The organism is Azospirillum isscasi (assembly GCF_030849505.1).
GTDB lineage: Bacteria > Pseudomonadota > Alphaproteobacteria > Azospirillales > Azospirillaceae > Azospirillum > Azospirillum isscasi.
Window position 1 is genome coordinate 1 of record NZ_JAUJFI010000064.1, and the last position, 20813, is coordinate 20813.

The following is a 20813-nucleotide window of genomic DNA, read 5'->3' on the forward strand; positions in this document are numbered from 1 at the left end:
TTTCGTCGTTGAAGCTTGAGGCCGGTGGTTGCGCCGGGCCCCCTCCCTGACCCTCCCCCGCCTTCGGCGGGGGAGGGGATTGGTGCTGGAGTGGAAGGGGGACAGCTCTCGGAGGGTCAGGGCAGCAGGATGGCGGATTGCCACTGCTGCAAGAAGCGCTCGCGCTTCAGCCGGTCCAGGAAGACCAGCAGGGCCGGGCTGAGCGCGATGGGATGAAGTGGCGCCGCCGTGCTGGAGCGCAGGCCAGACGCCGACGCCTCCCGTTTGATGCCGGAAGAGATGGCGTAGAGGGCGGAGCGGTCGGCCACCACCTCCTGACCCCGCGGGGACAGCAGATAATCGATGAACTGGCCGGCAAGCTGCGGCCGGGGGGCCGTCCTGGGGATCACCGCCACGCGGGAGATGACCAGCGTGTAGTCCTCCGGCACCACGATGCCGATGGGAGCCCCCGCCGCGGCCCGCGCCCGCGCGTAGGAACCGAGAACGTTGTAGGCGATCAGCACCTCCCCCCGCTCCACCATGTCGAGGATCTCGCCGGAGCAGCAGGCCAGCCGTGCCTGGGCGTTGCCCATCATCGCCACGAGCTGCCAGTATTGGCTGAACAACAGGGCGTCGTGGGCGGCCAGCAGATAGCCGATGCCGCTGGTGGCCGTGTCGTAGGTGGCGACCCGCCGGCTGAAGCGCGCCGGATCGTCCCGCAGCAGCCGGATCAGAGCAGGGCGCGTGCGCGGGACCTGATCGGCGGCCAGAAGGTCGCGGTTGTAGGCGATCACCGCGGGTTCGAAGGTGAAGCCGAACGCCTCGTCCCGCCAGTTCGCCCAGTCCGGCAGACCGTCCGTCAGGGCGGAGCGGTGGGGCTGGGTGTAGCCGTCGTTGACCAGCTTCACCTGCAGGTCAGCGGCGGAGCTGATGAGCAGGTCGGGATTCTCCGCCGCGGCATCCTTCGCCGGCATGGCCACCGCCTCGGCGTAGAGGTCGACGGTGTCCATGTCCTTGTACTCGACCGTCACGTCCGGGCGGAGTTGCTGGAAGTCGAGGACCAGCGGCTCGATGGCCTGCCGGTCGGTGGCCGAATGAATGCGCAACCGCTCCCGCTCGCCGCCGGGCGCCGGGTAGGTGATCACCGGCGCCGCCTGCGCCCAGGGCGCCCAGAGCAGGGCGAACAGGACCAGCAGGGGCAGCAAGGCCCGCCCGGCGCTTCCGCCCGTGGCATCGCCGCCGCCCGCCGCCGAAAAGTCGATGCGCGCGATCAGCCCGCCGCCGGGGCGGTCGAGCAGGCCGAAATCCGCCCCGTGCGCCTCCACCACCGAGGTCACAATGGCGAGGCCCAGCCCGCTGCCGGCCACTCCGGCGGCGGAACTGCCGCGCCCGAACCGTTCCAGCACGCAGCGCTTCTCCGCGTCCGGCACGCCGGGGCCACGGTCGGCGATCTCCACGCGCAGACCCCGCCCGTCCGGCAGCGGCGCCAGCGATAGGTCGATGGGGCCGGACGGCCCGGCGTATTTCACCGCGTTGTCGAGCAGGTTGGTCAGCGCCTCGCGCAGACTGATGGCGTCGCCGGGCACGGTGGCCGGCTCCGCCGCACGGTCGATGTCCAGGCGGATCGCCGTGTCGCCGGCCACCGCCCGGGCGCGCTGGAACACCTGCTCCAGCAGGGCGCCGAGATCGACGTCCTCCGGCTTCAGCGCCTCGCTGCGGTGGATCACCATGGCGTGGTTGAGAAGCTGGCTGGTGAGCTGGCTGGCCTCCACCGCGTTGCGGTGCACGCGCTGGGCGATGCGGTGCAGGGCCTCGGGGTCGTCCTCGTCGATGGCGAGTTCGGCCTGCAGGCGCAGGCTGGCCAGCGGCGTGCGGATCTGGTGGGCGGCGTCGGCCAGGAAGGTCTGCATGGTGTCGAGATTGGACTGGAGCCGCGCCATGAGCTGGTTGATCGCCTGCACGAGCTGCGACACCTCCTGCGGCGGCGGCATGGCGATGGGGGAGAAGTCGTGGGGCTGACGGTCGCGGATCATCCGCTCCAGCGAGCCCAGCGGGGCCAGCGCCTGCCGCACCCCGAACCAGATCAGCCCGCCCGCCGCGACGACGGTGAAGGCGATGGGAAGGAAGGCGTTGGCCAGGATGTCGCGGGCCAGCGCGCCGCGCTCCTCCCGCGTCTGGGCGACGGCGATGGTGACCCAGCCGCTGAGGTCCGGCTGTGCCGCGAACCGCTTCAGGATGGCGACGCGCACCGGCATGCCGCGGAAGATGGCGTTCTCGAAGCGGGTGGCGGAATCGCCGCCGGACGCGCCCGCGGCCTTCGCCGCCGTCACCGGCAGGTCGTGGTAGCCGGTGACCAGCTCGCCGTCCGGGGCGGTGATGCGGTAGAACACGCGGTCGCGCCGCGCCTGGGCCAGGATGCCCAACGACGAGTAGGGCAGGTCGATGGAGAAGCGCCCGTCCTCCACCCGGATCGTGTCGGAGATGGATAGGGCCGACGCCAGCAGAAGCCGGTCGAAGGCGGCGTCGGCGGCCCGCTGGGCGTAGGCGCTGACGAACAGGAAAAGGCCGGCGGTCAGCACCGCCAGGACGCCGAGCAGCCGGATGAACAGCCGCCGGCGCAGCGAGAATCCTTCAGCCTTCGGCACACACTTCCGCCACATACCCCAGCCCCCGAACCGTCCGGATTTCCACCGACGCGCCCTCCAGCTTGCGCCGGAGGCGGGAGACATACAACTCGATGGCGTTGAGCGCGGTGGGCTGGTCCAGGCTGAACAGCCGGTCCATCAGATCTTCCTTCGACAGCACCGTGTTCAGATTGCTGAGGAACAGCTCCAGCAACCGGAACTCGCGGCCCCCCAGATCGACGGGGCGTCCGTCCACCAGCACCTTCTTGGCCGCGGCGTCGAAGACCAGATTGCCGAACTGCGTCCGCGAGGAGGCGAGGCCGTGCGAGCGGCGCAACAGGGCGCGGCAACGGGCCTCCAGCTCGCGCAGGTCGAAGGGCTTCACGATGAAATCGTCGGCGCCGAGGTCGAGCAGGTCGACCCGGACATTCACCTGGGAACGGGCGGTCATCACCAGCACCGGCGTGGCGTCCCGGCGCTGGCGCAGACGGTTCAGCAGCGTCTGCCCGTCCACCCCCGGCAGCATGATGTCGAGCAGGACGAGCTGGTACGCCTCCTGGCGCAGCAGCTCCTCCGCCTCGTCCCCGGTCGGTGCCCAGTCCACGGCGTAGCCGAGCTTGCGCAGCCGGTGGACGATGGCGTCGGCCAGATCCTCGGTATCCTCGACGACGAGTATGCGCATGGTCCGTCTCCCGATGCCGGGGCACCGTAATCCACAAATCAATGCGCCATGAAGATGGGAATGCCGGGCGGCTCGCGCAGCACGTCCAGAGTCACCCCGCCCCACACCCGTTCGCGGACGCGGCTGTGGCCGTAGGCACCCATCACCAGCAGGTCGCAGCCGGCCTCCGCCGCGGTGTCCTGCAAGGCCCGTCCGACCGCACGGCCCGATGCCGGAACCTTGCGGATGGACGCCGCGACGCCGTGCAGGGCCAGATAGCCGGACAGGCGGTCGGGATCGGCGGTGCGTCCGGGATCGGCGACCTCCGCCGACAGGACGACCACCTTGCCGGCCCGTTGCAGCAGCGGCAGCGCCGCGGCGACCGCCCGCGAGGCCGCGGCCCCGCCGTCCCAGGCCACGGCGACCGCGGACCCGACCGACGCCGGTTCCGCAGCCGGCGCCAGCAGAAGGGGGCGGCCCGAGCCGAACAGGGTGGCCTCGATGGCCGGACCCATGGCGTTGGTCCGGTCGGACGTCTGGGCGATCACCACCAGATCGGCGAGCCGTGCCTCCTCCGCCAGGGTTTCGGCCAGCGGGCCGGTCGCCTGCTGCCAGGAGGCCGTCAACCCGTCCGCCGCATCGCCTCCGCCGGCCAGGCTGTCCGCCTCCGCGGCGCCGAAGCGGGCGCGGAACTCCTCGAACAGGTGGTGCGCGGACTCGACCACCCGCGCCTGATCCTCCTGCCCGATGCGGATGAGCTGCTCGACCAGCGCCTTGGGGATCGCGGCGCTTTCGACGGAGGTGCGGATCTCGACCTGCGGCATGACGCTCAACCCTTCCACATGGGCGCGGAAGCGGTCGGCGACGAGAAAGGCCGTGGCGATGGCGCGCTGGTCCAGGGGCCGTCCGGTCAGGGGAACGAGTACCTTCTTGATCATCGGGTGCTCCGTCACGAAAGCCAGGAGGTGTGCATCAGGACTTCGTTGCTGCCGCGCCAGATCATGTCGAGCGCCACATAGGTGATGATGGCGAGGCCGACCCAGCCGACCCAGCGGTGCTTGTGCAGGACATGCGCGATCATGTTGGCCGCGGCCCCCATCAGCACGACGGACAGCAGCAGGCCGATGACCAGGATGGTGGGATGGTCCTTCGCCGCGCCGGCGACGGCCAGCACGTTGTCCAGCGACATCGACACGTCCGCCACCACGATCTGCCAGATGGCGGCCCCCACGGTAGCGCCGCCCACCGCCGCGCCAACCGTGGCGTTTCCGTTGCCGGAAACCTCGACCGGCGTGTCCGGGGCCGCCAGCGCCTCGTCGGGCGCCACCTCGTCCGCCCCGTGGGAGCGCAGTTCGCGGAACATCTTCCAGCAGACCCACAGCAGCAGGACGCCGCCGGCCAGCGTCAGGCCGATGATCGCGAGGAGCTGCGTGGTGATCAGGGCGAAGAAGATGCGCAGCACGATGGCCGCGCCGATGCCCCAGAAAATCACCTTGCGGCGCTGCGCCAGCGGCACCGCGGCGGCGGCCATGCCGACCACGATGGCGTTGTCGCCGGCCAGAACCAGGTCGATGGCGATGACCTGTCCCAAAGCGGCGAGCTGGGACCAGAGATCAAGGCTTTCCATGGAAAATGTCCTTCGGAGGATGGAGATCTTACGTCGCAGGGTGGGTGCCGGACGGGGAGGAACTGCTGCCGTTGCCCGCGCCGTTGTTCCGGTAGCGCAGGACCATCGGGCCGATCACCAGCAGGGCCGCGATGATGAGCAGGGCCGCCGAGATCGGGTGCGTCAGGAAGACCGACGGGTCGCCCTGGCTGATCGCCAGCGCCCGCCGGAACTGCTGCTCGGCCAGCGGCCCCAGGATCAGGCCGACCACGCAGGGCGCCACCGGCACGTTCAGCACCCGCATGCCGAAGCCGACCAGCCCGATCACCCACAGGATGACCAGATCGACCACGTTGTTGTTCAGCGTGTAGGCGCCCAGCGACGAGAAGACCAGGATGCCGGCGTACAGCCAGGGCCGCGGGATCAGCAGCAGCTTCACCCAGAAGCCGACCAGCGGCAGGTTCAGCACCAGAAGCAGCACGTTGCCGATGTAGAGGCTGGCGATCATGCCCCAGACCAGCTCGGGGTTGTTGTCGAACAGCGTCGGACCGGGCTGCAAACCGTACTGCTGGAAGGCGGCCAGCATGATGGCGGCGGTCGCCGAGGTCGGCAGGCCGAGCGACAGCAGCGGCGCCAGCACACCGGCGGCGGAAGCGTTGTTGGCGGCCTCCGGACCGGCGACGGCCTCGATGGCGCCCTTGCCGAACTCCTCCGGCTTCTTCGCCAGACGCTTTTCGACCAGATAGGACAGGAAGGTCGGGATCTCGCTGCCGCCCGCCGGCAGGGTGCCGATGGGGAAGCCCAGCAGCGTGCCGCGCAGCCACGGCTTCCACGACCGCGACCAGTCCTCGCGGCTCATCCATTTGGAGCCCTTGAGCGCGTAGATCTCCTCCGTCTCGAAGCGGTGGCGGGAGGCGACGTAGAGCGTCTCGCCCACCGCGAACAGGCCGACCGCGACCACCACCGTGTCGATGCCGTCGAGCAGTTCCGGCACGCCGAAGGCCAGACGCGCCTGTCCCGTCTGCATGTCGATGCCGACCAGACCCAGCGCCAGCCCGAGGAACAGGCTGGCCAGCCCGCGCGCCAGCGAGCTTCCCAGCACGGCGGTGACGGTGGTCAGCGCCAGCACCATCAGCGCGAAATACTCCGCCGGGCCGAACAGCAGGGCCAGCTTGACCATCAGCGGGGCGACGAAGGTCAGCGCCGCGGTGGCGATGGTGCCGGCGATGAAGGACCCGATGGCGGCGGTGGCCAGCGCCTGGGCGCCGCGGCCCTGGCGGGCCATGGCGTGGCCGTCGATGGCGGTCACGATGCTGCCGGACTCGCCCGGCGCGTTCAGCAGGATGGAGGTCGTGGAGCCGCCGTACATGGCGCCGTAATAGATGCCGGCGAACATGATGAAGGCGGAGGTCGGCTCCAGCCCGTAGGTGACCGGCAGCAGCAGCGCCACGGTCAGCGCCGGGCCGATGCCGGGCAGCACGCCGACCGCGGTGCCCACCGTCACGCCGATCGCCGACCACAGCAGGTTGTACGGCGTCAGCGCCACGAGGAAGCCGTGGCCCAGGGCGGCAAGGGTTTCCATTGTGCAGTTTCCTTCCCGGTGTGGGGCTTATTCGGCGTCGGGGGACGTGAGCCGTTCGACGATGCTGCCCTCGGGCAAATTCAGGCCGAGCCCGTAATTGAAGGTCACGAAGGTGAAGGCGGCGAGCGCCAGCCCGATGGCCAGATTGACCGCGAGCCGCCGGCCGCCGAAGGCGCGGGCGACCGCGGCGAACAGGATGGTGGTGGAGGGGATCCAGCCCAGCGTTTCCAGCAGCAGGAACTGCACGGCCAGACCCGCCGCGACCAGCGCCACCGCCCAAAGGTCCAGTTCCAGCCCTTCGGCGTGGGCGATCGCGCCGGCGAAGGCTTCGCGCAGCAGGGACAGCCCGACCAGGACGAGGCCGCCCGAGATCAGGTAGGGGAACAGGGCGGGGCCGACCACGGCCCGGCCGACGGAGGGGGTCAGCATGGTCTCGACCGCGATCAGCCCCCCAAGGGCGATCAGCCCGCCGCCCAGCACCGCCTCTCCGGCGCGCATGCTCCGACCGGTGGTCATCGGTTCATCCTCCCAGATTGTCCTTTATGGACCGGCGGGCGCGGCGCGCTGGCCGCACCCGCCGGTTCGGCCTTTGCTTTTTTGAGGCCCTTACTTCACGAGGCCGAGATCCTTCAGCGTCCCTTCGATCTGCACGCGCTCCTGCTTCAGGAAGGCGGCGAACTCGGCGGGGGGCTGGTAGAGGTCGATCCAGCCGCGCTGCTTCACGGCCTGCTTCCACTCGTCGCTGGCGACGGCCTTGGCGACGGCCTCCTGGAGTTCCTTCATCTCCGCCGGCTTGGCGGAGGACTGGGCGAAGACGCCGCGCCAGTTCACGAACTCCAGATCGACGCCCTGTTCCTTCATGGTCGGGGTGTCGGAACCCGGCAGGCGCTGCGGGGCGGAGACGGCGATGGCGCGCAGCTTGCCCGCCTGGAACTGCGGGGCGAACTCGCTGTAGCCGCCCATGCCGAGCGTGACGTGGCCGCCGAGCGCGGAAGCCAGCAGCTCGCCGCCGCCCGCGGTGGCGACGTAATTGACCTTGTTCGGATCGACGCCGACCGCCTTGGCGATCAGGCCGGCCAGGATCTGGTCGCTGCCGCCCGCCGAGCCGCCGCCCCAGGACACCGAACCGGGGTCCGCCTTGAACTTCTGGATCAGGTCGCCGAAGGTCTTGATGGGCGAGTCCGGCGGCACGACGATGGCGGTGTACTCGCCGGTCAGCCGGGCCAGCGGGGTCACCTGATCCAGCGTCACCGCCGACTTGTTGGTGACGATGGCGCCCAGCATGATCTGGCCGCCGACCAGCACCGTCGGCGTGCGCTTCTTGGCGGTGACGAACTGGGCGAGGCCGACCGTGCCGCCGGCGCCGGGGATGTTCACGACCTGGATGTTGGAGGCCAGCTTCTGATCCTGAAGGACCTGCTGGAGGGTGCGGGCGTGCTGGTCCCAGCCGCCGCCGGGGCTGGCCGGGGCGATGATCTCCAGGCCCTTGATCTCGGCCAGGGACGGGGTGGCGGCGAGGGAGGCCGTGGCGAGCACGGCGGCGGTCAGGACGCCCTTCACGGCGCCCGGCATGCGGATGGTCATGACGTTTCGCTCCATGGGTGTGTTTATCGTTGCGGCAATCACGGCTTGACGAGGCCGAGGTCCGTCAGGACGCCTTCGATCCGGCTGCGCTCGTCCTTCACGAAGGCGGCGAACTTTTCGGGCGGCAGGTAGAGGTCGATCCAGCCGCGCTCCTCGGCGATCCGCTTCCAGTCGTCGGTGCGGACCATGGCGCCGACCGCATCGTCCAGCGCCTGCTTTTCCGACGCCTTCAGGTTGCCCGGGGCCATCACCGCGCGCCAGTTCACCAGCTCGACATCCACGCCCTGCTCCTTGAAGGTCGGGATGTCCACGCCGGGAATGCGCTGCGGGGCGGAGATCGCCAGCGCGCGCAGCTTTCCGGCCTGGAGCTGCGAGGCCATCTCGTTGTAGCCGCCGGTCGCCACGGTGATGTGGCCGCCGAGCACCGACGCCATCATCTCGCCGCCCGCGCCGGCGGCGATGTAATTCATCTTGGAGACGTCGCCCCCGACCGCCTTGACCAGCAGGCCGTAGAGGATGTGGTCCGGGCTGCCGACGGCGAAGCCGCCCCAGGAGACGGAACCCGGATCGGCCTTGAATTTCTTGATCAGATCGTCGAGCGTCTTCAGCGGCGAATCCGCGGCGACGACGATGGGCTGGTACTCGCCGGTGAGACGGGCCAGCGGGGTCACCTGATCGAGCGTCACCGGCGACTTGTTGATCAGGATCGCGCCGATCATGCCCAGACCGGAGATCATCAGGCCGGGATTGCGCTTCTTGGCGGTGACGAACTGGCTGAGGCCGATGGTGCCGCCGGCACCGGGGATGTTGACCACCTGGACGCTGGAGGCCAGCTTGTGGTCCTGGAGGACCTGCTGCATCGCGCGCGCGTGCTGGTCATAACCGCCGCCGGCGTTGGCCGGGGCGATGATCTCCAGGTTCTTGATCTCCGCGGACGCGGGTGCCGTGAACAGGGCGGTGGCGGCCAGCACGGCAGCCGCCAGCATCCCCTTGGCGGGGTTGCCGAAACTCATGGTGTTTCCTCCGAATGGACTTTTTTGCTTTTTCTGAGGCGGCGCTTGCCGCGTCTTGCGGTGTTTTTGGTGGTTTGGCGTTCCAACTGTTTAACAAGCGAACCTGTCATGAACCTGTCAGCCACCACCCGCGCACGCAAAAATCCGGCGCTCCACCCCGAAAGAGGCGGAGACCGGTTGCCGGGGGAGGTTCGGGGAGGGGCCGGAGTTTCCCGAAGTCAGCGCACCACCAGCAGGAACAACCCCTGCCCCAGATAGACGGTGCCCGTCAGGGCGACCAGCCGCTGGCTCCAGGTGCGGAACTGGGCGTCGCTCATGGCGTCCAGCACGCGGCGCGACAGGTTGGTGCCCAGAACGGCCATGCCGATGCACAGCAGCGTCACCGTGATGTCCAGCGCCTCCGCCTCGGACGCGGCGACGAGGGAGCCGAAGTAGACCGTCTTGAACAGATGCCCGAAGACCTGCATCGTCGCCTTGGTCGCGACGACGCTCTGCCGCGACAGGCTGGACTTCACGAAGAACACGTCGAGCAGCGGCCCCGAAATGCCGGCGATCAACTGCACGCCCATGCACAGCACGCCGGCCAGCGCGCCGTGGCCGCGCCGCGACACGTTCGGCGACCAGTGGGAGGGGACGGCCATCGCCATGAAGGGCGACAGGCCCAGCACGATCAGCGACACCGCCTTGTCGGGCACATAGCGGATCAGGGCGAAGACGGCGACCGCCACCGCTCCGCCCAACAGGAACTGGGCCACGATCCCCCATTGGACGTGCCGCCGCCACAGCCACGCCCGCCAGCCGTTGGCGGTCATCTGTGTGATCCCGTGCAGCAGCATGGCGGAGGACACCGGCAGCAGAACCAGCAGCAGACCCATCAGCACCATGCCGCCGGCCATGCCGAACAGGCCCGACAGAAACGAGGTCGCCAGCGCCGCAAGGCCGAGTCCGACCGCCAGGGGAAACGTCAGCATCCCGCTCATCCGAAATTTTCTGTGGCTGTGGACGGCATGATGGCCTTGCCGCGCTTGCGCCGCAAACGGGATTGTCTGATGCTGACCCCCAGGAAATGTTGGGGTGGTGCGGAGGGAAGCGGATGCGGCGCCTGCCATCGCTGAACGCCTTGCGGGCGTTCGAGGCCGCGGCCCGCCACGGCAGCTTCACGGGGGCGGCGGGCGAGCTGAACGTTTCCCAGGCGGCGGTCAGCCGCATGGTGCGCCTGCTGGAGGAGCGGCTGGGCTTCCCCCTGTTCGAGCGGCGGGCCAACGCGCTGGGCCTGACCGACCGCGGGCGGGCGCTGCAACCCGGCCTGACCGGCGCCTTTGACCTGATCGCCGACAGCGTGGAGCGGGCCGCCGCCATGCGCGACGGACCGGTGCTGACCCTGGGGGTGGGCGCCACCTTCGCGGTGCGCTGGCTGATCCCGCGCCTGTCGGCCTTCCACGAGCGCCACCCGGACGTGGAGGTGCGCATCACCACGGGCGGCGCCGGCATGCCGATCCGCGAGGACTGGACCTGCGCCCTGCTGCTGGGCGACGGGCACTGGCCGGGTTACGAGGTGGAGACGCTGTTCACCGCCGACATGCTGCCGGTCTGCGCCCCCGCCCTGGCCCGGACGCTGCGGCGCCCGGAGGATCTGCTGTCGGCGACCCTGCTGTCGGTGTCGCATTGGGCGGAGGACTGGCCGCACTGGTTCGCCTCGGCGGGGTTGGCGCCCCCGGCGGCGAAGGGGCTGTCCTTCGGCAGCTACGCCATGGCCTTGCAGGCGGCCATGGACGGGGTGGGGGTGGCGCTGGGGGCACGGCTCTACATCGCCGACGATCTGGCGGCGGGCCGGCTGGTGACGCCCTTCGCGCTGGCGGTCCCGATGGGGCGGGCGTGGTATCTGGTGTCCCGCCCGGCGCGGCACGGCGAGCCGGGCTTCACCGCCTTCCGGACCTGGCTGCGCGCCGCCGCGGCGGCGGAGGCCCCAAAAGAAAAGCCGCCGGAGCGTGCCCCGGCGGCCTGAAGTCGCACTTTGGAGAAACGTCAGCCGGCGGGACCCCACGCACGGTGCAGCCTGCCGATTGGGTTTCAAAGGATAACCGAACGAAAACACTTATACTAGTATATCACTCCAAGCGCAAGCCCTTTCCATCACATGACGGCGCCCATTTGCCAGGGCGTGAACTCGTCGGAGCCGAAGCCCAGCTCCTCGCTCTTGGTCTTCCGGCCCGACGCGGTGTCGAGCACGAGCTGGAAGATCGCCCGCCCGACCTCCTCGATGGTGGCGTCGCCGGTGGCGATGGTGCCGCAGTCGATGTCCATGTCGTCGGTCATCTTGCGGTACAGCGGCGTGTTGGTGGCGAGCTTCAGCGAGGGCGTCGGTTTGCAGCCGAAGACGGAGCCGCGGCCCGTGGTGAAGCACAGCACGTTGGCGCCGCCCGCCACCTGCCCGGTGGCCGACACCGGGTCGTAGCCCGGCGTGTCCATGAAGACGAGGCCCGGCCCGGTGATCGGCTCGGCGTAGCGCACCACCTCCACGAGGTTGGTCGTGCCGGCCTTGGCGACGGCGCCCAGCGACTTTTCCAGGATGGTGGTCAGGCCGCCCTTCTTGTTGCCGGGCGAGGGGTTGTTGTTCATCTCGCCGCCGGTGCGGCTGGTGTAGTCCTCCCACCAGCGGATGCGCTCGACCAGCGTCTCGCCGACCTCCGGACGGACGGCGCGGCGGGTCAGCAGATGTTCGGCGCCATAGACCTCCGGCGTCTCGCTCAGCACCGCGGTGCCGCCGTTGCGGACCAGCAGATCCACCGCAAAGCCCAGGGCCGGGTTCGCGGTGATGCCCGAATAGCCGTCCGACCCGCCGCATTGCAGCGCCAGGATCAGGTGGCTGGCCGGGACGGTCTGGCGCGTCACGTCGTTGACGCGGGGCAGCAGGGCGCGGATGCGCTCCACGCTTTCGCGCACGGTGGCGGCGGTGCCGCCGCTCTCCTGGATGGCCAGCGTGTGCAGCGTGTCGCCGACGGTCAGCCCTTCCACCTCCACCAGCTTGTCGATCTGGTTCACCTCGCAGCCGAGGCCGAGCACGATCACGGCGGCGAAGTTCGGGTGGCGGGCGTAGCCGGCGATGGTCCGGCGCAGTGCGTCGATGGCGTCGCCCTGCGAGCCCATGCCGCAGCCGTAGGCGTGGGTCAGCGCGACCACCCCGTCGATGTTGGGGTAGGCGGCCAGCGCGTCGCCGCGGAACTGGTCGGCGACCATCCGCGCGGCGGTGGCCGAGCAGTTCACCGTGGTCAGCACGCCGATGTAGTTGCGGGTCGCCACGCGCCCGTCCGCGCGGACGATGCCCTGGAAGGTCGCGCGCTCCGCCTCCGGAACGAAGTCCGTGGGGCGGGAGTCGGCGCCGAAGGCGTGGTCGCGCTCGAAGCTGTCGCCCATGCCGAGGTTGTGGACATGGACATGGTCGCCCGGCGCGATGGGAGCGGTGGCGAAGCCGATGACCTGGTTGTACTTGCGCACCGGTTCGCCGACCGCGATGGCCTGCACCGCGACCTTGTGGCCGGAGGGGATCGTGGTCCGGGCCGCAACGTCCGTGCCGGGCAGGGCGGTGCCCTCCGGCAGGTCGGCGCCGGCAACGACGACGTTGTCCGCGGGATGCAGGCGGATGGTCAGCGATGCCATGCTGTTCGTCCTTTTCTTGAATCCCCTCTCCCGGGGCGGGAGAGGGGAACCCGGTCAGAGCCTGTAGGCCTTCTTGGCGAGGGTGTAGGCGAGATCCACGGCCAGCTCCGCGGCCTCGTCCTCCTCCAGCCGGTGCTCGGCGACGAGGCGGGCCAGGAAGGCGCAGTCCACGCGGCGGGCCACGTCGTGGCGGGCCGGGATGGAGCAGAAGGCCCGTGTGTCGTCGTTGAAGCCGACCGTGTTGTAGAAGCCCGCCGTCTCCGTGATCATCTCGCGGTAGCGGCGCATGCCCTCGGGGCTGTCGTGGAACCACCAGGCCGGGCCGACGCGCAGCGCCGGGTAATGGCCGGCCAGCGGCGCCAGCTCGCGGGCGTAGCTGGTCTCGTCCAGCGTGAAGAGGATGATGGTCAGGCCGCGCTCGTTGCCGACGCGGTCGAGCAACGGCTTCAGCGCCCGCACATACTCGGTGCCGGTCGGAATGTCGGCGCCCTTGTCGCGCCCGAAGCGCTCGAAGACGCCCGGGTTGTGGTTGCGGAAGCTGCCGGGGTGGATCTGCATGACCAGACCGTCGTCCAGGCTCATCTTGGCCATCTCGGTCAGCATCTGGCCGCGGAAGATCTCCGCCTCCGCCGCCGTGACGGTGCCGCGCAGCGCCTTCTCGAACAGCCGCTCCGCGTCGGCGTCCGACAGGTCGGCGGTGGTCGCCGTGGCGTGGCCGTGGTCGGTCGAGGTGGCGCCGCCGACCTCCTTGAAATAGCGGCGGCGGTCGCGCAGGGCGGCGAGGTAGCCGGCCCAGGTCGAGGTGTTCTCACCGGTCAGCGCGCCCAGCGTCTCGACATTGGCCTGGAAGCCTTCGAACTCCGGATCGACGACCGGGTCGGGGCGGAAGGCGGTGATGACGCGGCCCGTCCAGCCGCTCTCGCGGATGGCGCGGTGATGTTCCAGCGTGTCGAGCGGCGACTCGGTGGTCGCCAGCAGCTCGATGTTGAAACGCTCGAACAGGGCGCGCGGCAGGAACTCCGGCTTTTGCAGGCAGGCGTCGATCTGGTCGAAGATGCGGTCGGCGCTGGCCCCGCTCAGCCGCTCCGTCACGCCGAAGACCGTCTCGAAGGCGTGGTCCAGCCACATCCGCGTCGGGGTGCCGCGGAACAGGTGCCAGTTCTGGGCCAGCAGGCGCCAGATCTTGCGCGGGTCGCTCTCCACCGCCCCGCCGTCCTTGCGCGGCACGCCCAGGCTCTCCATCGTCACGCCCTGGCTGTAGAGCATGCGGAAGGCGTAGTGGTCGGGCACCACGAACAGCGACGCCGGGTTCGGGAACGCCTCGTTCTTCGCGAACCAGGAGGGGTCGGTGTGGCCGTGCGGGCTGATGATCGGCAGGCTGCCCACCTCCGCGTACAGCCGGCGCGCGATGTCGCGCTGCGTGGGGTCGCTGGGGAAGAGGCGGTCGGGGTGGAGCATCGTTCATCTCCGGAAAGGGGGAGGCCGGACGGTGGCCGGCACCCGTATGAGTGAGCGGTTCGGGTGGTGCGCCGCGCGTGGCGCCGGTCGAGCCCCGCATGTCGGAATATATTAATATATCAGTTCCGGATGCAAGGACTTTGTGCGCCTCGCCCACAATTCTGTCGGCGCGGCGCCCTAGTCAAGAGGGACAATCAAGAGGGGCGGCCAAGAGGGGCGGCCAAGAGGGGCGGCCAAGAGGGGGGCGGTCAGAGGCTGCGCGAATCGTGGGCGGCGAAATCCACGGCCCGCGGGCGGTAGCCGCTGGTGAAGAGGGGGGAGGAGATCACCATGTCGGCGGTCGCCTCGTTGCAGGCCATCGGGATGTTGTAGAGCGTGGCGAGGCGGGTCAGTGCCTTCACGTCCACGTCGTGGGGCTGGGCGGTCATCGGGTCCACGAAGAAGACCAGCAGGTCGATCCGGCCCTCCGCGATCATCGCGCCGATCTGCTGGTCGCCGCCCAGCGGGCCGCTCTTCAGCGAGGTGATGTCGAGATGCGGGTGGGCTTCCCGGACCAGCCGGCCGGTGGTGCCGGTGGCCCAGAAGACGTTGCCTTCCAGCGCGCGGATGTTGACGCCCAGCCAGCCGATCAGGTCCGGCTTGCGGGCGTCGTGGGCGACCAGGGCGATGCGTTTGCAGTCCACGGTGACGGTCCTTGCGGTGGGCGCTCCGGTGTGGAGTTTTTTCAATATACTAGTATACTGATGGAGGGTGCAACGCGCTTCCGGGGTGCTGCGCAGGGTGGCGAAAGGGCGCGGAGCCGGCGTGCCGCGTGGGGTCAAGGCGTTTGACCCGCCCCGGTGGGTATTAGTATATTGCGATGAAGGGTGGACCGTCCGCGGCGTGTGTCGAACGCCGCGGTTCCGGCGAAACGGAGATCCGGCACCCTGGACTGTCCAGACTGGAGCGTGTGTTGACCAAGGCGGCGCGGACTTCGATGGCGGATTCGGAACAGGCGGCGGGCGCCAAGACGCGGACCCGGCGGCGCACGGCGGCGGCGGTCGCCCGCCCGGCCCAGCGCGGCACCACCGTGGCTGCGACGATCTACCGCGATCTGCGCAACGAGATCGTCTCGCTCCGCCGCAAGCCCGGCGAACCGGTGGCGGAGAAGCTGATCGCCCAGGATTACGGCGTCAGCCGCACCCCGGTGCGCGAGGCCGTGCTGCGTCTGGCGGACGAGGGGCTGATCGAGATTTTTCCGCAGTCGGGAACCTTCGTCTCCCGCATTCCGCTGGGTGCCCTGCCGGAGGCCATTGCCATCCGCAAGGCGCTGGAGGAGGCGACGGTCCGCTACGCCGCCAAGCGGGCCACCCGCAGCCAGATCGCCAAGCTGCGCGCCAATCTGGAACTCCAGCGCGAAATGGAGGCCGCCCAGAATTTCGAAGGCTTCCACCAGGCCGACGAGGCGTTCCACGCGCTGCTGGCCGAAACCGCCGGCTATCCCGGCTTCTGGAGCCTGACGCAGCAGGTGAAGGTGCAGGTCGACCGTTACCGTCTGCTGACCCTGCCGGTGCTGGGCCGTGTGCCGGACGTGATCGCCGAGCATTCGGCCATCATCGAGGCCATTTCCCAAAACGACCCGGAGGCGGCGGCGAAGGCCATCGACCTGCATCTGGACTATCTCCAGGTCACCATCGCCGACGCGCAGAAGGCCAACCCCCTCTACTTCACCGCGCCCACGGAAGACGAGGCGGAGCCGGTCTGAGGGGCGGCCCACCCAGGCCCAACGATAATCAGCGCCCGCGGCCCGGCGCGAAGGGGTTCGGCAGCGGCGAGCCGAACGCTTCCCGGCGGGCCTCCCGCCAGGCGACGTCGTTGCCCACGCCGCTGTGGGTGCTGGACACCGACACCACCTGGCTCTGGTGGCGCAGCCAGCCGCGCAGCTTCTCCTCGAACCGGTTGGCGTCCTGAACGTCCGCAACCTCCAGCTCCATCGTCACGCACAGTTCGGTCTTCATGGCCGTTCCTCCTCTGGACCGTTCCGTTGCACAAACAGCCCGGCGCGCCGGTCGTGCCGAAAAAATAAAAAGGGCGGGGAACTTTCCCCGCCCTTCGCTTTCGAACAATCGATGCGATGGCCGCCGCCGCTCACTTCCCTTCGGGCTTCGCCGGACGGGCCGGCTTTGCGATGCTGGCGATCTGCTTCTGCAGATCGTCGATCTGCTTCTGAAGCTCCTCATAGGTGTGGTTGGCCGACGCCGGGACGGCGGACGGAGTGGCGGACGGGGCGGGAGCCGCCGGGCGGGGCGGGACGGGGTGTTCGCCCGGATGCCCGTCCTCGGCGCCGCCGAAGGGCGAGAACATGCGCATGGCCCGCTCGAACATCGCCATGTTCTGCTTGCCGACCTCTTCCAGCCGCCCGAACGGGAACATGCCGCCCAGCGTGTTCTGGAAATAATCGCGCATCTGCTCCTGGTTGCGCGAGAAGGACTGCATCGAATATTCCAGATAGCGCGGCACCATCCACTGCATGTTGTCGCCGTAGAAGCCGATGAGCTGGCGCAGGAAGCTGATGGGCAGCAGGTTCTGGCCTTTGCTCTCCTCCTCCACGATGATCTGCGTCAGGACGGAACGGGTAATGTCCTCCCCCGTCTTCGCGTCATAGACCACAAAGTCGAGCCCGTCCTTGACCATCTGACAGAGATGGTCGAGGGTCACATAGCTGCTCGTCGCCGTGTTGTAGAGCCGCCGGTTGGCGTACTTCTTGATCGTGATCGTCGCGGACTTCTGCTCTTCCTTGTCGGCCATCGCTGTTTCTTTCAAGAAGGGTCGTGCGGCGGGAATGTTCCAGATATAAGGACTACTCGAAGGAATGCACCCTGTCCAGTGCTGTGCCGCAGCGCTGCGACCACAGGTGGACATCCCCCCGATAATTCAGGATTTGCGACATTTTCGAACGGTCCTTCGCGGCTCTGGTCAAGGGCACCGCCTCCCACATATACTCCCGGTCATGGCCGAATCGTCCGAATCCGACACCCCGTCCCTGGAAACGCTCGCGCAACGGTACCTCGACCTGTGGCAGGAACAATGGGCGGCCTGCGCCGCCGATCCCGAAATGGCCGATGCCGCCGCCCGCCTGTTCCAGATGATGGCGCAGGGCGCCGCGGCGGTCGCACCCTTCGTCCTGGGGCCGGGCGGCTTCGCCTACGCCAGCCAGCCGGGCACCGGCTGGAATCCGGCGCCGGGACAAGCGGCGGGACCGGCGGCACCGCCTTCACCTCCGTCCGATGGAGCGCCGCGTGACCGGGGACCGCGCCACGATGCCCCCACCCCGGCTGGGACCGCGGCCCCTGGCGCTGCACCTGGCGACGGTGGCGGCGACACTGCTCAGCTCCTCCGCCGCATTGCCGCACTTGAGGAACGGCTCGCTGCCATGGAAGCCGCATCTGCGGGACCGGGCGGAGGATCTGCGCCGAAGGATCGCCGCAACCGACGCGGACGCCTTCGCCCGGGCGGTTGACCGGGAGGTCCGCCGCCAGCTCGGCCTCGCGCTGACGGGAATCGAGCGCTACCGCCATCACCCTTACCGCCGCGATCTGCCCGACCCGCCGGTCCTGTGGACGGAGGGCGCGTCCCGGCTGCTCGATTACGGCGCCCTCGGCCCGGCGACCGGCGCGCCGGTTCTGTTCGTGCCGTCGCTGGTCAACCGCCACTACATCCTGGACCTGTCGGCGCGCAAGAGCCTGATGCGCTGGCTGGCCGCACAGGGCCTGCGCCCCTTCCTGATCGACTGGGGCACGCCCGGCCCGCTGGAGCGGCGCTACAGCCTGACCGACTACATCGCCGGGCGGCTGGAACGCGCGCTGGCCGCGGTGGTGGAGGCGGTGGGGCGTCCGGTCCCGGTGGTCGGCTACTGCATGGGCGGGCTGCTCGCCACCGCGCTGGCGCAGCGCCGCCCGAAGGAGGTGGCGGCGCTGGGGCTTCTCGCCACCCCCTGGGACTTCCACGCCGAGGACGCCGGCATGGCGCGCCGCGCCGCCGCCGTCTTCCAGCCCTTCGGCCCGATGCTGGACGCCTGGGGGGAACTGCCGGTGGACGTGCTCCAGGGGCTGTTCGCCCAGCTCGACCCGCTGCTGGCGCTGAAGAAATTCTCGCAGTTCGCCCGCATGGACCCGGACAGCCGCGCGGCCCTCGCCTTCGTCTCGCTGGAGGACTGGCTGAACGACGGGGTGCCGCTGGTCGCCGGGGTGGCCCGCGACACGCTGGCCGGTTGGTACGGGCGCAACGACACGGCGCGCGGGGAATGGTTGGTCGCCGGCCTGCCGGTCGAGCCGGCGCGGCTCACCCTGCCGGTCCTGGCGCTGATTCCGGAGCGCGACCGGATCGTTCCGCCCTCTTCCGCGGTGGCCCTGGCAAGAACAATCGGCGGAGCGCAAATGATCAGGCCACCCCTTGGTCATATTGGCATGGTGGTAAGCGCGGGCGCCGAAACAGGCGTATGGCGACCCTTGGCCGAATGGCTTAGTGCGGCAGGATAACCGCAGCCTGTCAGGTGTCTTGCATTGCGGGAAATCCGCGCATAAGGTTTTTCTCACTCCGTGCGGCACCCAGTCACGATAATAAAACTGACAAAATCTGAGGAGCGTCAACATGACCGAGGTTGTGATCGCCAGCGCAGCGCGTACTGCCATCGGCAGCTTCAACGGGGCGCTCAGCTCCGTTCCGGCCCATTATCTGGGTGAAGTCGCCATCCGCGAAGCGCTGAGCCGCGCCAAGACCGACGCCGCCGAGGTGAACGAGGTCATTCTGGGCCAGATCCTGACCGCCGGTCAGGGCCAGAACCCGGCCCGTCAGGCCGCCGTCAACGCCGGCATCCCGGCCTCCGCCACCGCCTTCGGCATCAACCAGCTCTGCGGTTCCGGCCTGCGCTCCGTGGCGCTCGGCTACCAGGCCATCCGCAACGGCGATGCCGAGATCATGGTCGTCGGCGGCCAGGAGAGCATGAGCCAGGCCCCGCACGTCATGCATCTGCGCAACGGCGTGAAGATGGGCTCCGCCGAACTGCTCGACACCATGCTGAAGGACGGTCTGTGGGACGCTTTCAAGGGCTATCACATGGGCACCACGGCGGAGAACGTCGCCCAGAAGTGGCAGCTCACCCGTGACGAGCAGGACGCCTTCGCCGCGGCCTCGCAGCAGAAGGCCGAGGCCGCCCAGAAGTCGGGCCGCTTCAAGGACGAGATCGTCCCGGTCACCATCAAGGGCCGCAAGGGCGACGTCATCGTCGCCGACGACGAGTATCCGAAGCACGGCACCACCCTGGAGTCGCTGGCCAAGCTGCGTCCGGCCTTCTCCAAGGACGGCACGGTGACCGCCGGCAACGCCTCGGGCATCAACGACGGCGCCGCGGCGCTGGTGCTGATGACCGCCGAGAACGCCGCCCGCCGCGGCATCACCCCGCTGGCCCGCATCGTCTCCTGGGCGACCGCCGGCGTCGATCCGGCGATCATGGGCACCGGCCCGATCCCGGCCTCGCGCCTCGCGCTGGAGAAGGCCGGCTGGAAGCACGAGGACCTGGACCTGATCGAGGCGAACGAGGCGTTCGCCGCGCAGGCCCTGGCCGTGAACAAGGACCTTGGCTGGGACACCTCCAAGGTCAACGTCAACGGCGGCGCCATCGCGCTCGGCCACCCGGTCGGCGCCTCCGGCGCCCGCGTCCTGACCACCCTGCTCTATGAGATGCAGAAGCGCGATGCCAAGAAGGGCCTCGCCACCTTGTGCATCGGCGGCGGCATGGGCATCGCCCTCACCGTCGAGCGGGGCTGATGAAAAGCGGGCCGTTCCCTCCGGGGTGCGGCCCGCTTCGTATGTGCACACAGAAACCGATAAAGAATTCAACACCAAGCTTTGGGGGAGGAGCCAATGGCTCGAGTTGCAGTCGTCACGGGCGGAACGCGCGGTATCGGTGAAGCCATCTCCGTCGCGTTGAAGAACGCCGGTTACACGGTCGCCGCCAACTACGCCGGCAACGACGAAAAGGCGAAGGAATTCACGGCCCGCACGGGCATCGCGGCCTACAAGTTCGACGTGTCGGACTTCGACGCCGTGAAGGAAGGCATCGCGAAGATCACCGCCGAACTCGGGCCGGTGGACGTGCTGGTGAACAACGCCGGCATCACCCGCGACGGTGTGCTGCAGCGCATGACCCCGCAGCAGTGGAACGAGGTCATCGCGACGAACCTCACCTCCTGCTTCAACCTGTGCCGCAACGTCATCGACGGCATGCGCGAGCGCGGTTTCGGCCGCATCGTCAACATCGGTTCGGTGAACGGCCAGGCCGGCCAGTACGGCCAGGTGAACTACGCCGCCGCCAAGTCGGGCATCCACGGCTTCACCAAGGCGCTGGCCCAGGAGGGTGCGGCCAAGGGCATCACCGTCAACGCCATCGCGCCGGGCTACATCGACACCGACATGGTGCGCGCGGTGCCGCCGAACGTTCTGGAGAAGATCGTCGCCCGCATCCCGGTGGGCCGCCTGGGCAAGGCGGAGGAGATCGCCCGCGGCGTTCTGTTCCTGGTCAGCGACGACGGCGGCTTCATCACCGGCTCGACCCTGTCGATCAACGGCGGCCAGCACATGTATTGATCTTTGGGTCTTTCTGACCCGTTCG

General features: G+C 69.2%; 19 protein-coding genes. 5 read left to right on the forward strand and 14 right to left on the reverse strand.

Translation table 11 applies throughout. The features are described 5' to 3' along the window. Window positions 1-116: 116 nt before the first annotated feature. The 9 genes from QSG27_RS14360 to QSG27_RS14400 all read right to left on the reverse strand — a co-directional run bounded on the left by QSG27_RS14360 (window position 117) and on the right by QSG27_RS14400 (window position 10020). Window positions 117-2624, reverse strand: a complete 2508-nt coding sequence (locus QSG27_RS14360; protein WP_306707210.1) for a sensor histidine kinase — start codon at window positions 2622-2624, stop codon at window positions 117-119. Further along, the gene (locus QSG27_RS14365) at window positions 2611-3285 is read right to left on the reverse strand and encodes a response regulator transcription factor (protein WP_014200002.1); all 675 of its coding nucleotides are present in this window, start codon (window positions 3283-3285) and stop codon (window positions 2611-2613) included. Before QSG27_RS14365 ends, QSG27_RS14360 begins: the two co-directional genes overlap by 14 nt. A gap of 38 nt (window positions 3286-3323) precedes the next feature. After that, the gene (locus tag QSG27_RS14370; RefSeq protein WP_306707216.1) at window positions 3324-4202 is read right to left on the reverse strand and encodes a universal stress protein; all 879 of its coding nucleotides are present in this window, start codon (window positions 4200-4202) and stop codon (window positions 3324-3326) included. 11 nt (window positions 4203-4213) lie between these two features. Continuing rightward, the gene (locus tag QSG27_RS14375; RefSeq protein WP_306707218.1) at window positions 4214-4891 is read right to left on the reverse strand and encodes a TerC family protein; all 678 of its coding nucleotides are present in this window, start codon (window positions 4889-4891) and stop codon (window positions 4214-4216) included. Window positions 4892-4919: 28 nt separating this feature from the next. Continuing rightward, window positions 4920-6452: a tripartite tricarboxylate transporter permease gene (locus QSG27_RS14380; protein WP_306707220.1), complete on the reverse strand. Its 1533-nt coding sequence runs from the start codon at window positions 6450-6452 to the stop codon at window positions 4920-4922. Window positions 6453-6479: 27 nt separating this feature from the next. Further along, on the reverse strand, window positions 6480-6968 hold the full coding sequence (locus QSG27_RS14385) for a tripartite tricarboxylate transporter TctB family protein (protein ID WP_306707222.1): 489 nt from the start codon (window positions 6966-6968) through the stop codon (window positions 6480-6482). Between the two features lie 90 nt (window positions 6969-7058). Continuing rightward, a complete protein-coding gene (locus QSG27_RS14390; protein WP_306707224.1) occupies window positions 7059-8036 on the reverse strand; it encodes a Bug family tripartite tricarboxylate transporter substrate binding protein in 978 nt (325 codons plus the stop codon). A 38-nt stretch (window positions 8037-8074) separates the two neighbouring features. Beyond that, complete coding sequence (locus tag QSG27_RS14395; RefSeq protein ID WP_306707226.1) at window positions 8075-9049, reverse strand: Bug family tripartite tricarboxylate transporter substrate binding protein; 975 nt, start codon at window positions 9047-9049, stop codon at window positions 8075-8077. Between the two features lie 218 nt (window positions 9050-9267). Continuing rightward, window positions 9268-10020, reverse strand: a complete 753-nt coding sequence (locus QSG27_RS14400; protein ID WP_306707228.1) for a TSUP family transporter — start codon at window positions 10018-10020, stop codon at window positions 9268-9270. Between the two features lie 122 nt (window positions 10021-10142). Between QSG27_RS14400 and gcvA the strand changes: the two genes are divergently transcribed. Further along, a complete protein-coding gene (gcvA, locus tag QSG27_RS14405) occupies window positions 10143-11054 on the forward strand; it encodes a transcriptional regulator GcvA (RefSeq protein WP_306707230.1) in 912 nt (303 codons plus the stop codon). Between the two features lie 128 nt (window positions 11055-11182). Here the strand turns inward: gcvA and QSG27_RS14410 are convergent, their stop codons facing one another. The 3 genes from QSG27_RS14410 to QSG27_RS14420 form a co-directional block, all read right to left on the reverse strand. After that, a complete protein-coding gene (locus QSG27_RS14410; RefSeq protein ID WP_306707232.1) occupies window positions 11183-12706 on the reverse strand; it encodes a UxaA family hydrolase in 1524 nt (507 codons plus the stop codon). A 54-nt stretch (window positions 12707-12760) separates the two neighbouring features. Next, a complete protein-coding gene (gene uxaC / locus QSG27_RS14415; RefSeq protein WP_306707234.1) occupies window positions 12761-14164 on the reverse strand; it encodes a glucuronate isomerase in 1404 nt (467 codons plus the stop codon). 248 nt (window positions 14165-14412) lie between these two features. Further along, window positions 14413-14847, reverse strand: a complete 435-nt coding sequence (locus QSG27_RS14420) for a methylglyoxal synthase (protein WP_306707235.1) — start codon at window positions 14845-14847, stop codon at window positions 14413-14415. A gap of 293 nt (window positions 14848-15140) precedes the next feature. Here QSG27_RS14420 and QSG27_RS14425 point away from each other — a divergent pair, with 293 nt between their 5' ends. Continuing rightward, window positions 15141-15908, forward strand: a complete 768-nt coding sequence (locus QSG27_RS14425; protein WP_306707237.1) for a GntR family transcriptional regulator — start codon at window positions 15141-15143, stop codon at window positions 15906-15908. 28 nt (window positions 15909-15936) lie between these two features. On the opposite strand, the gene QSG27_RS14430 is transcribed toward QSG27_RS14425, so the two are convergent. Then, window positions 15937-16161, reverse strand: coding sequence for a hypothetical protein (locus QSG27_RS14430; RefSeq protein ID WP_306707239.1), 225 nt, complete (start codon window positions 16159-16161; stop codon window positions 15937-15939). 130 nt (window positions 16162-16291) lie between these two features. Further along, window positions 16292-16951, reverse strand: coding sequence for a polyhydroxyalkanoate synthesis repressor PhaR (gene phaR, locus QSG27_RS14435; protein ID WP_306707241.1), 660 nt, complete (start codon window positions 16949-16951; stop codon window positions 16292-16294). 491 nt (window positions 16952-17442) lie between these two features. Between phaR and QSG27_RS14440 the strand changes: the two genes are divergently transcribed. The 3 genes from QSG27_RS14440 to phbB all read left to right on the forward strand — a co-directional run bounded on the left by QSG27_RS14440 (window position 17443) and on the right by phbB (window position 20788). Next, the gene (locus QSG27_RS14440; RefSeq protein ID WP_306707242.1) at window positions 17443-18681 is read left to right on the forward strand and encodes an alpha/beta fold hydrolase; all 1239 of its coding nucleotides are present in this window, start codon (window positions 17443-17445) and stop codon (window positions 18679-18681) included. A 112-nt stretch (window positions 18682-18793) separates the two neighbouring features. Beyond that, the gene (locus QSG27_RS14445) at window positions 18794-19969 is read left to right on the forward strand and encodes an acetyl-CoA C-acetyltransferase (RefSeq protein ID WP_306707244.1); all 1176 of its coding nucleotides are present in this window, start codon (window positions 18794-18796) and stop codon (window positions 19967-19969) included. A gap of 96 nt (window positions 19970-20065) precedes the next feature. Further along, window positions 20066-20788: an acetoacetyl-CoA reductase gene (gene phbB / locus QSG27_RS14450; RefSeq protein WP_306707246.1), complete on the forward strand. Its 723-nt coding sequence runs from the start codon at window positions 20066-20068 to the stop codon at window positions 20786-20788. The last annotated feature ends 25 nt before the right edge of the window (window positions 20789-20813 follow it).

What these genes read in the sequence shown, in the direction of transcription:
- phbB (WP_306707246.1), top strand. Translation starts at nt 20,066, where the DNA reads ATGGCTCGAGTTGCAGTCGTCACGGGCGGAACGCGCGGTATCGGTGAA.
- QSG27_RS14395 (WP_306707226.1), bottom strand. Translation starts at nt 9,049, where the DNA reads ATGAGTTTCGGCAACCCCGCCAAGGGGATGCTGGCGGCTGCCGTGCTG.
- uxaC (WP_306707234.1), bottom strand. Translation starts at nt 14,164, where the DNA reads ATGCTCCACCCCGACCGCCTCTTCCCCAGCGACCCCACGCAGCGCGAC.
- QSG27_RS14390 (WP_306707224.1), bottom strand. Translation starts at nt 8,036, where the DNA reads ATGACCATCCGCATGCCGGGCGCCGTGAAGGGCGTCCTGACCGCCGCC.
- QSG27_RS14370 (WP_306707216.1), bottom strand. Translation starts at nt 4,202, where the DNA reads ATGATCAAGAAGGTACTCGTTCCCCTGACCGGACGGCCCCTGGACCAG.
- QSG27_RS14410 (WP_306707232.1), bottom strand. Translation starts at nt 12,706, where the DNA reads ATGGCATCGCTGACCATCCGCCTGCATCCCGCGGACAACGTCGTCGTT.
- QSG27_RS14380 (WP_306707220.1), bottom strand. Translation starts at nt 6,452, where the DNA reads ATGGAAACCCTTGCCGCCCTGGGCCACGGCTTCCTCGTGGCGCTGACG.
- QSG27_RS14445 (WP_306707244.1), top strand. Translation starts at nt 18,794, where the DNA reads ATGACCGAGGTTGTGATCGCCAGCGCAGCGCGTACTGCCATCGGCAGC.
- QSG27_RS14430 (WP_306707239.1), bottom strand. Translation starts at nt 16,161, where the DNA reads ATGAAGACCGAACTGTGCGTGACGATGGAGCTGGAGGTTGCGGACGTT.
- QSG27_RS14425 (WP_306707237.1), top strand. Translation starts at nt 15,141, where the DNA reads ATGGCGGATTCGGAACAGGCGGCGGGCGCCAAGACGCGGACCCGGCGG.
- QSG27_RS14385 (WP_306707222.1), bottom strand. Translation starts at nt 6,968, where the DNA reads ATGACCACCGGTCGGAGCATGCGCGCCGGAGAGGCGGTGCTGGGCGGC.
- phaR (WP_306707241.1), bottom strand. Translation starts at nt 16,951, where the DNA reads ATGGCCGACAAGGAAGAGCAGAAGTCCGCGACGATCACGATCAAGAAG.
- QSG27_RS14400 (WP_306707228.1), bottom strand. Translation starts at nt 10,020, where the DNA reads ATGCTGACGTTTCCCCTGGCGGTCGGACTCGGCCTTGCGGCGCTGGCG.
- QSG27_RS14375 (WP_306707218.1), bottom strand. Translation starts at nt 4,891, where the DNA reads ATGGAAAGCCTTGATCTCTGGTCCCAGCTCGCCGCTTTGGGACAGGTC.
- QSG27_RS14365 (WP_014200002.1), bottom strand. Translation starts at nt 3,285, where the DNA reads ATGCGCATACTCGTCGTCGAGGATACCGAGGATCTGGCCGACGCCATC.
- gcvA (WP_306707230.1), top strand. Translation starts at nt 10,143, where the DNA reads ATGCGGCGCCTGCCATCGCTGAACGCCTTGCGGGCGTTCGAGGCCGCG.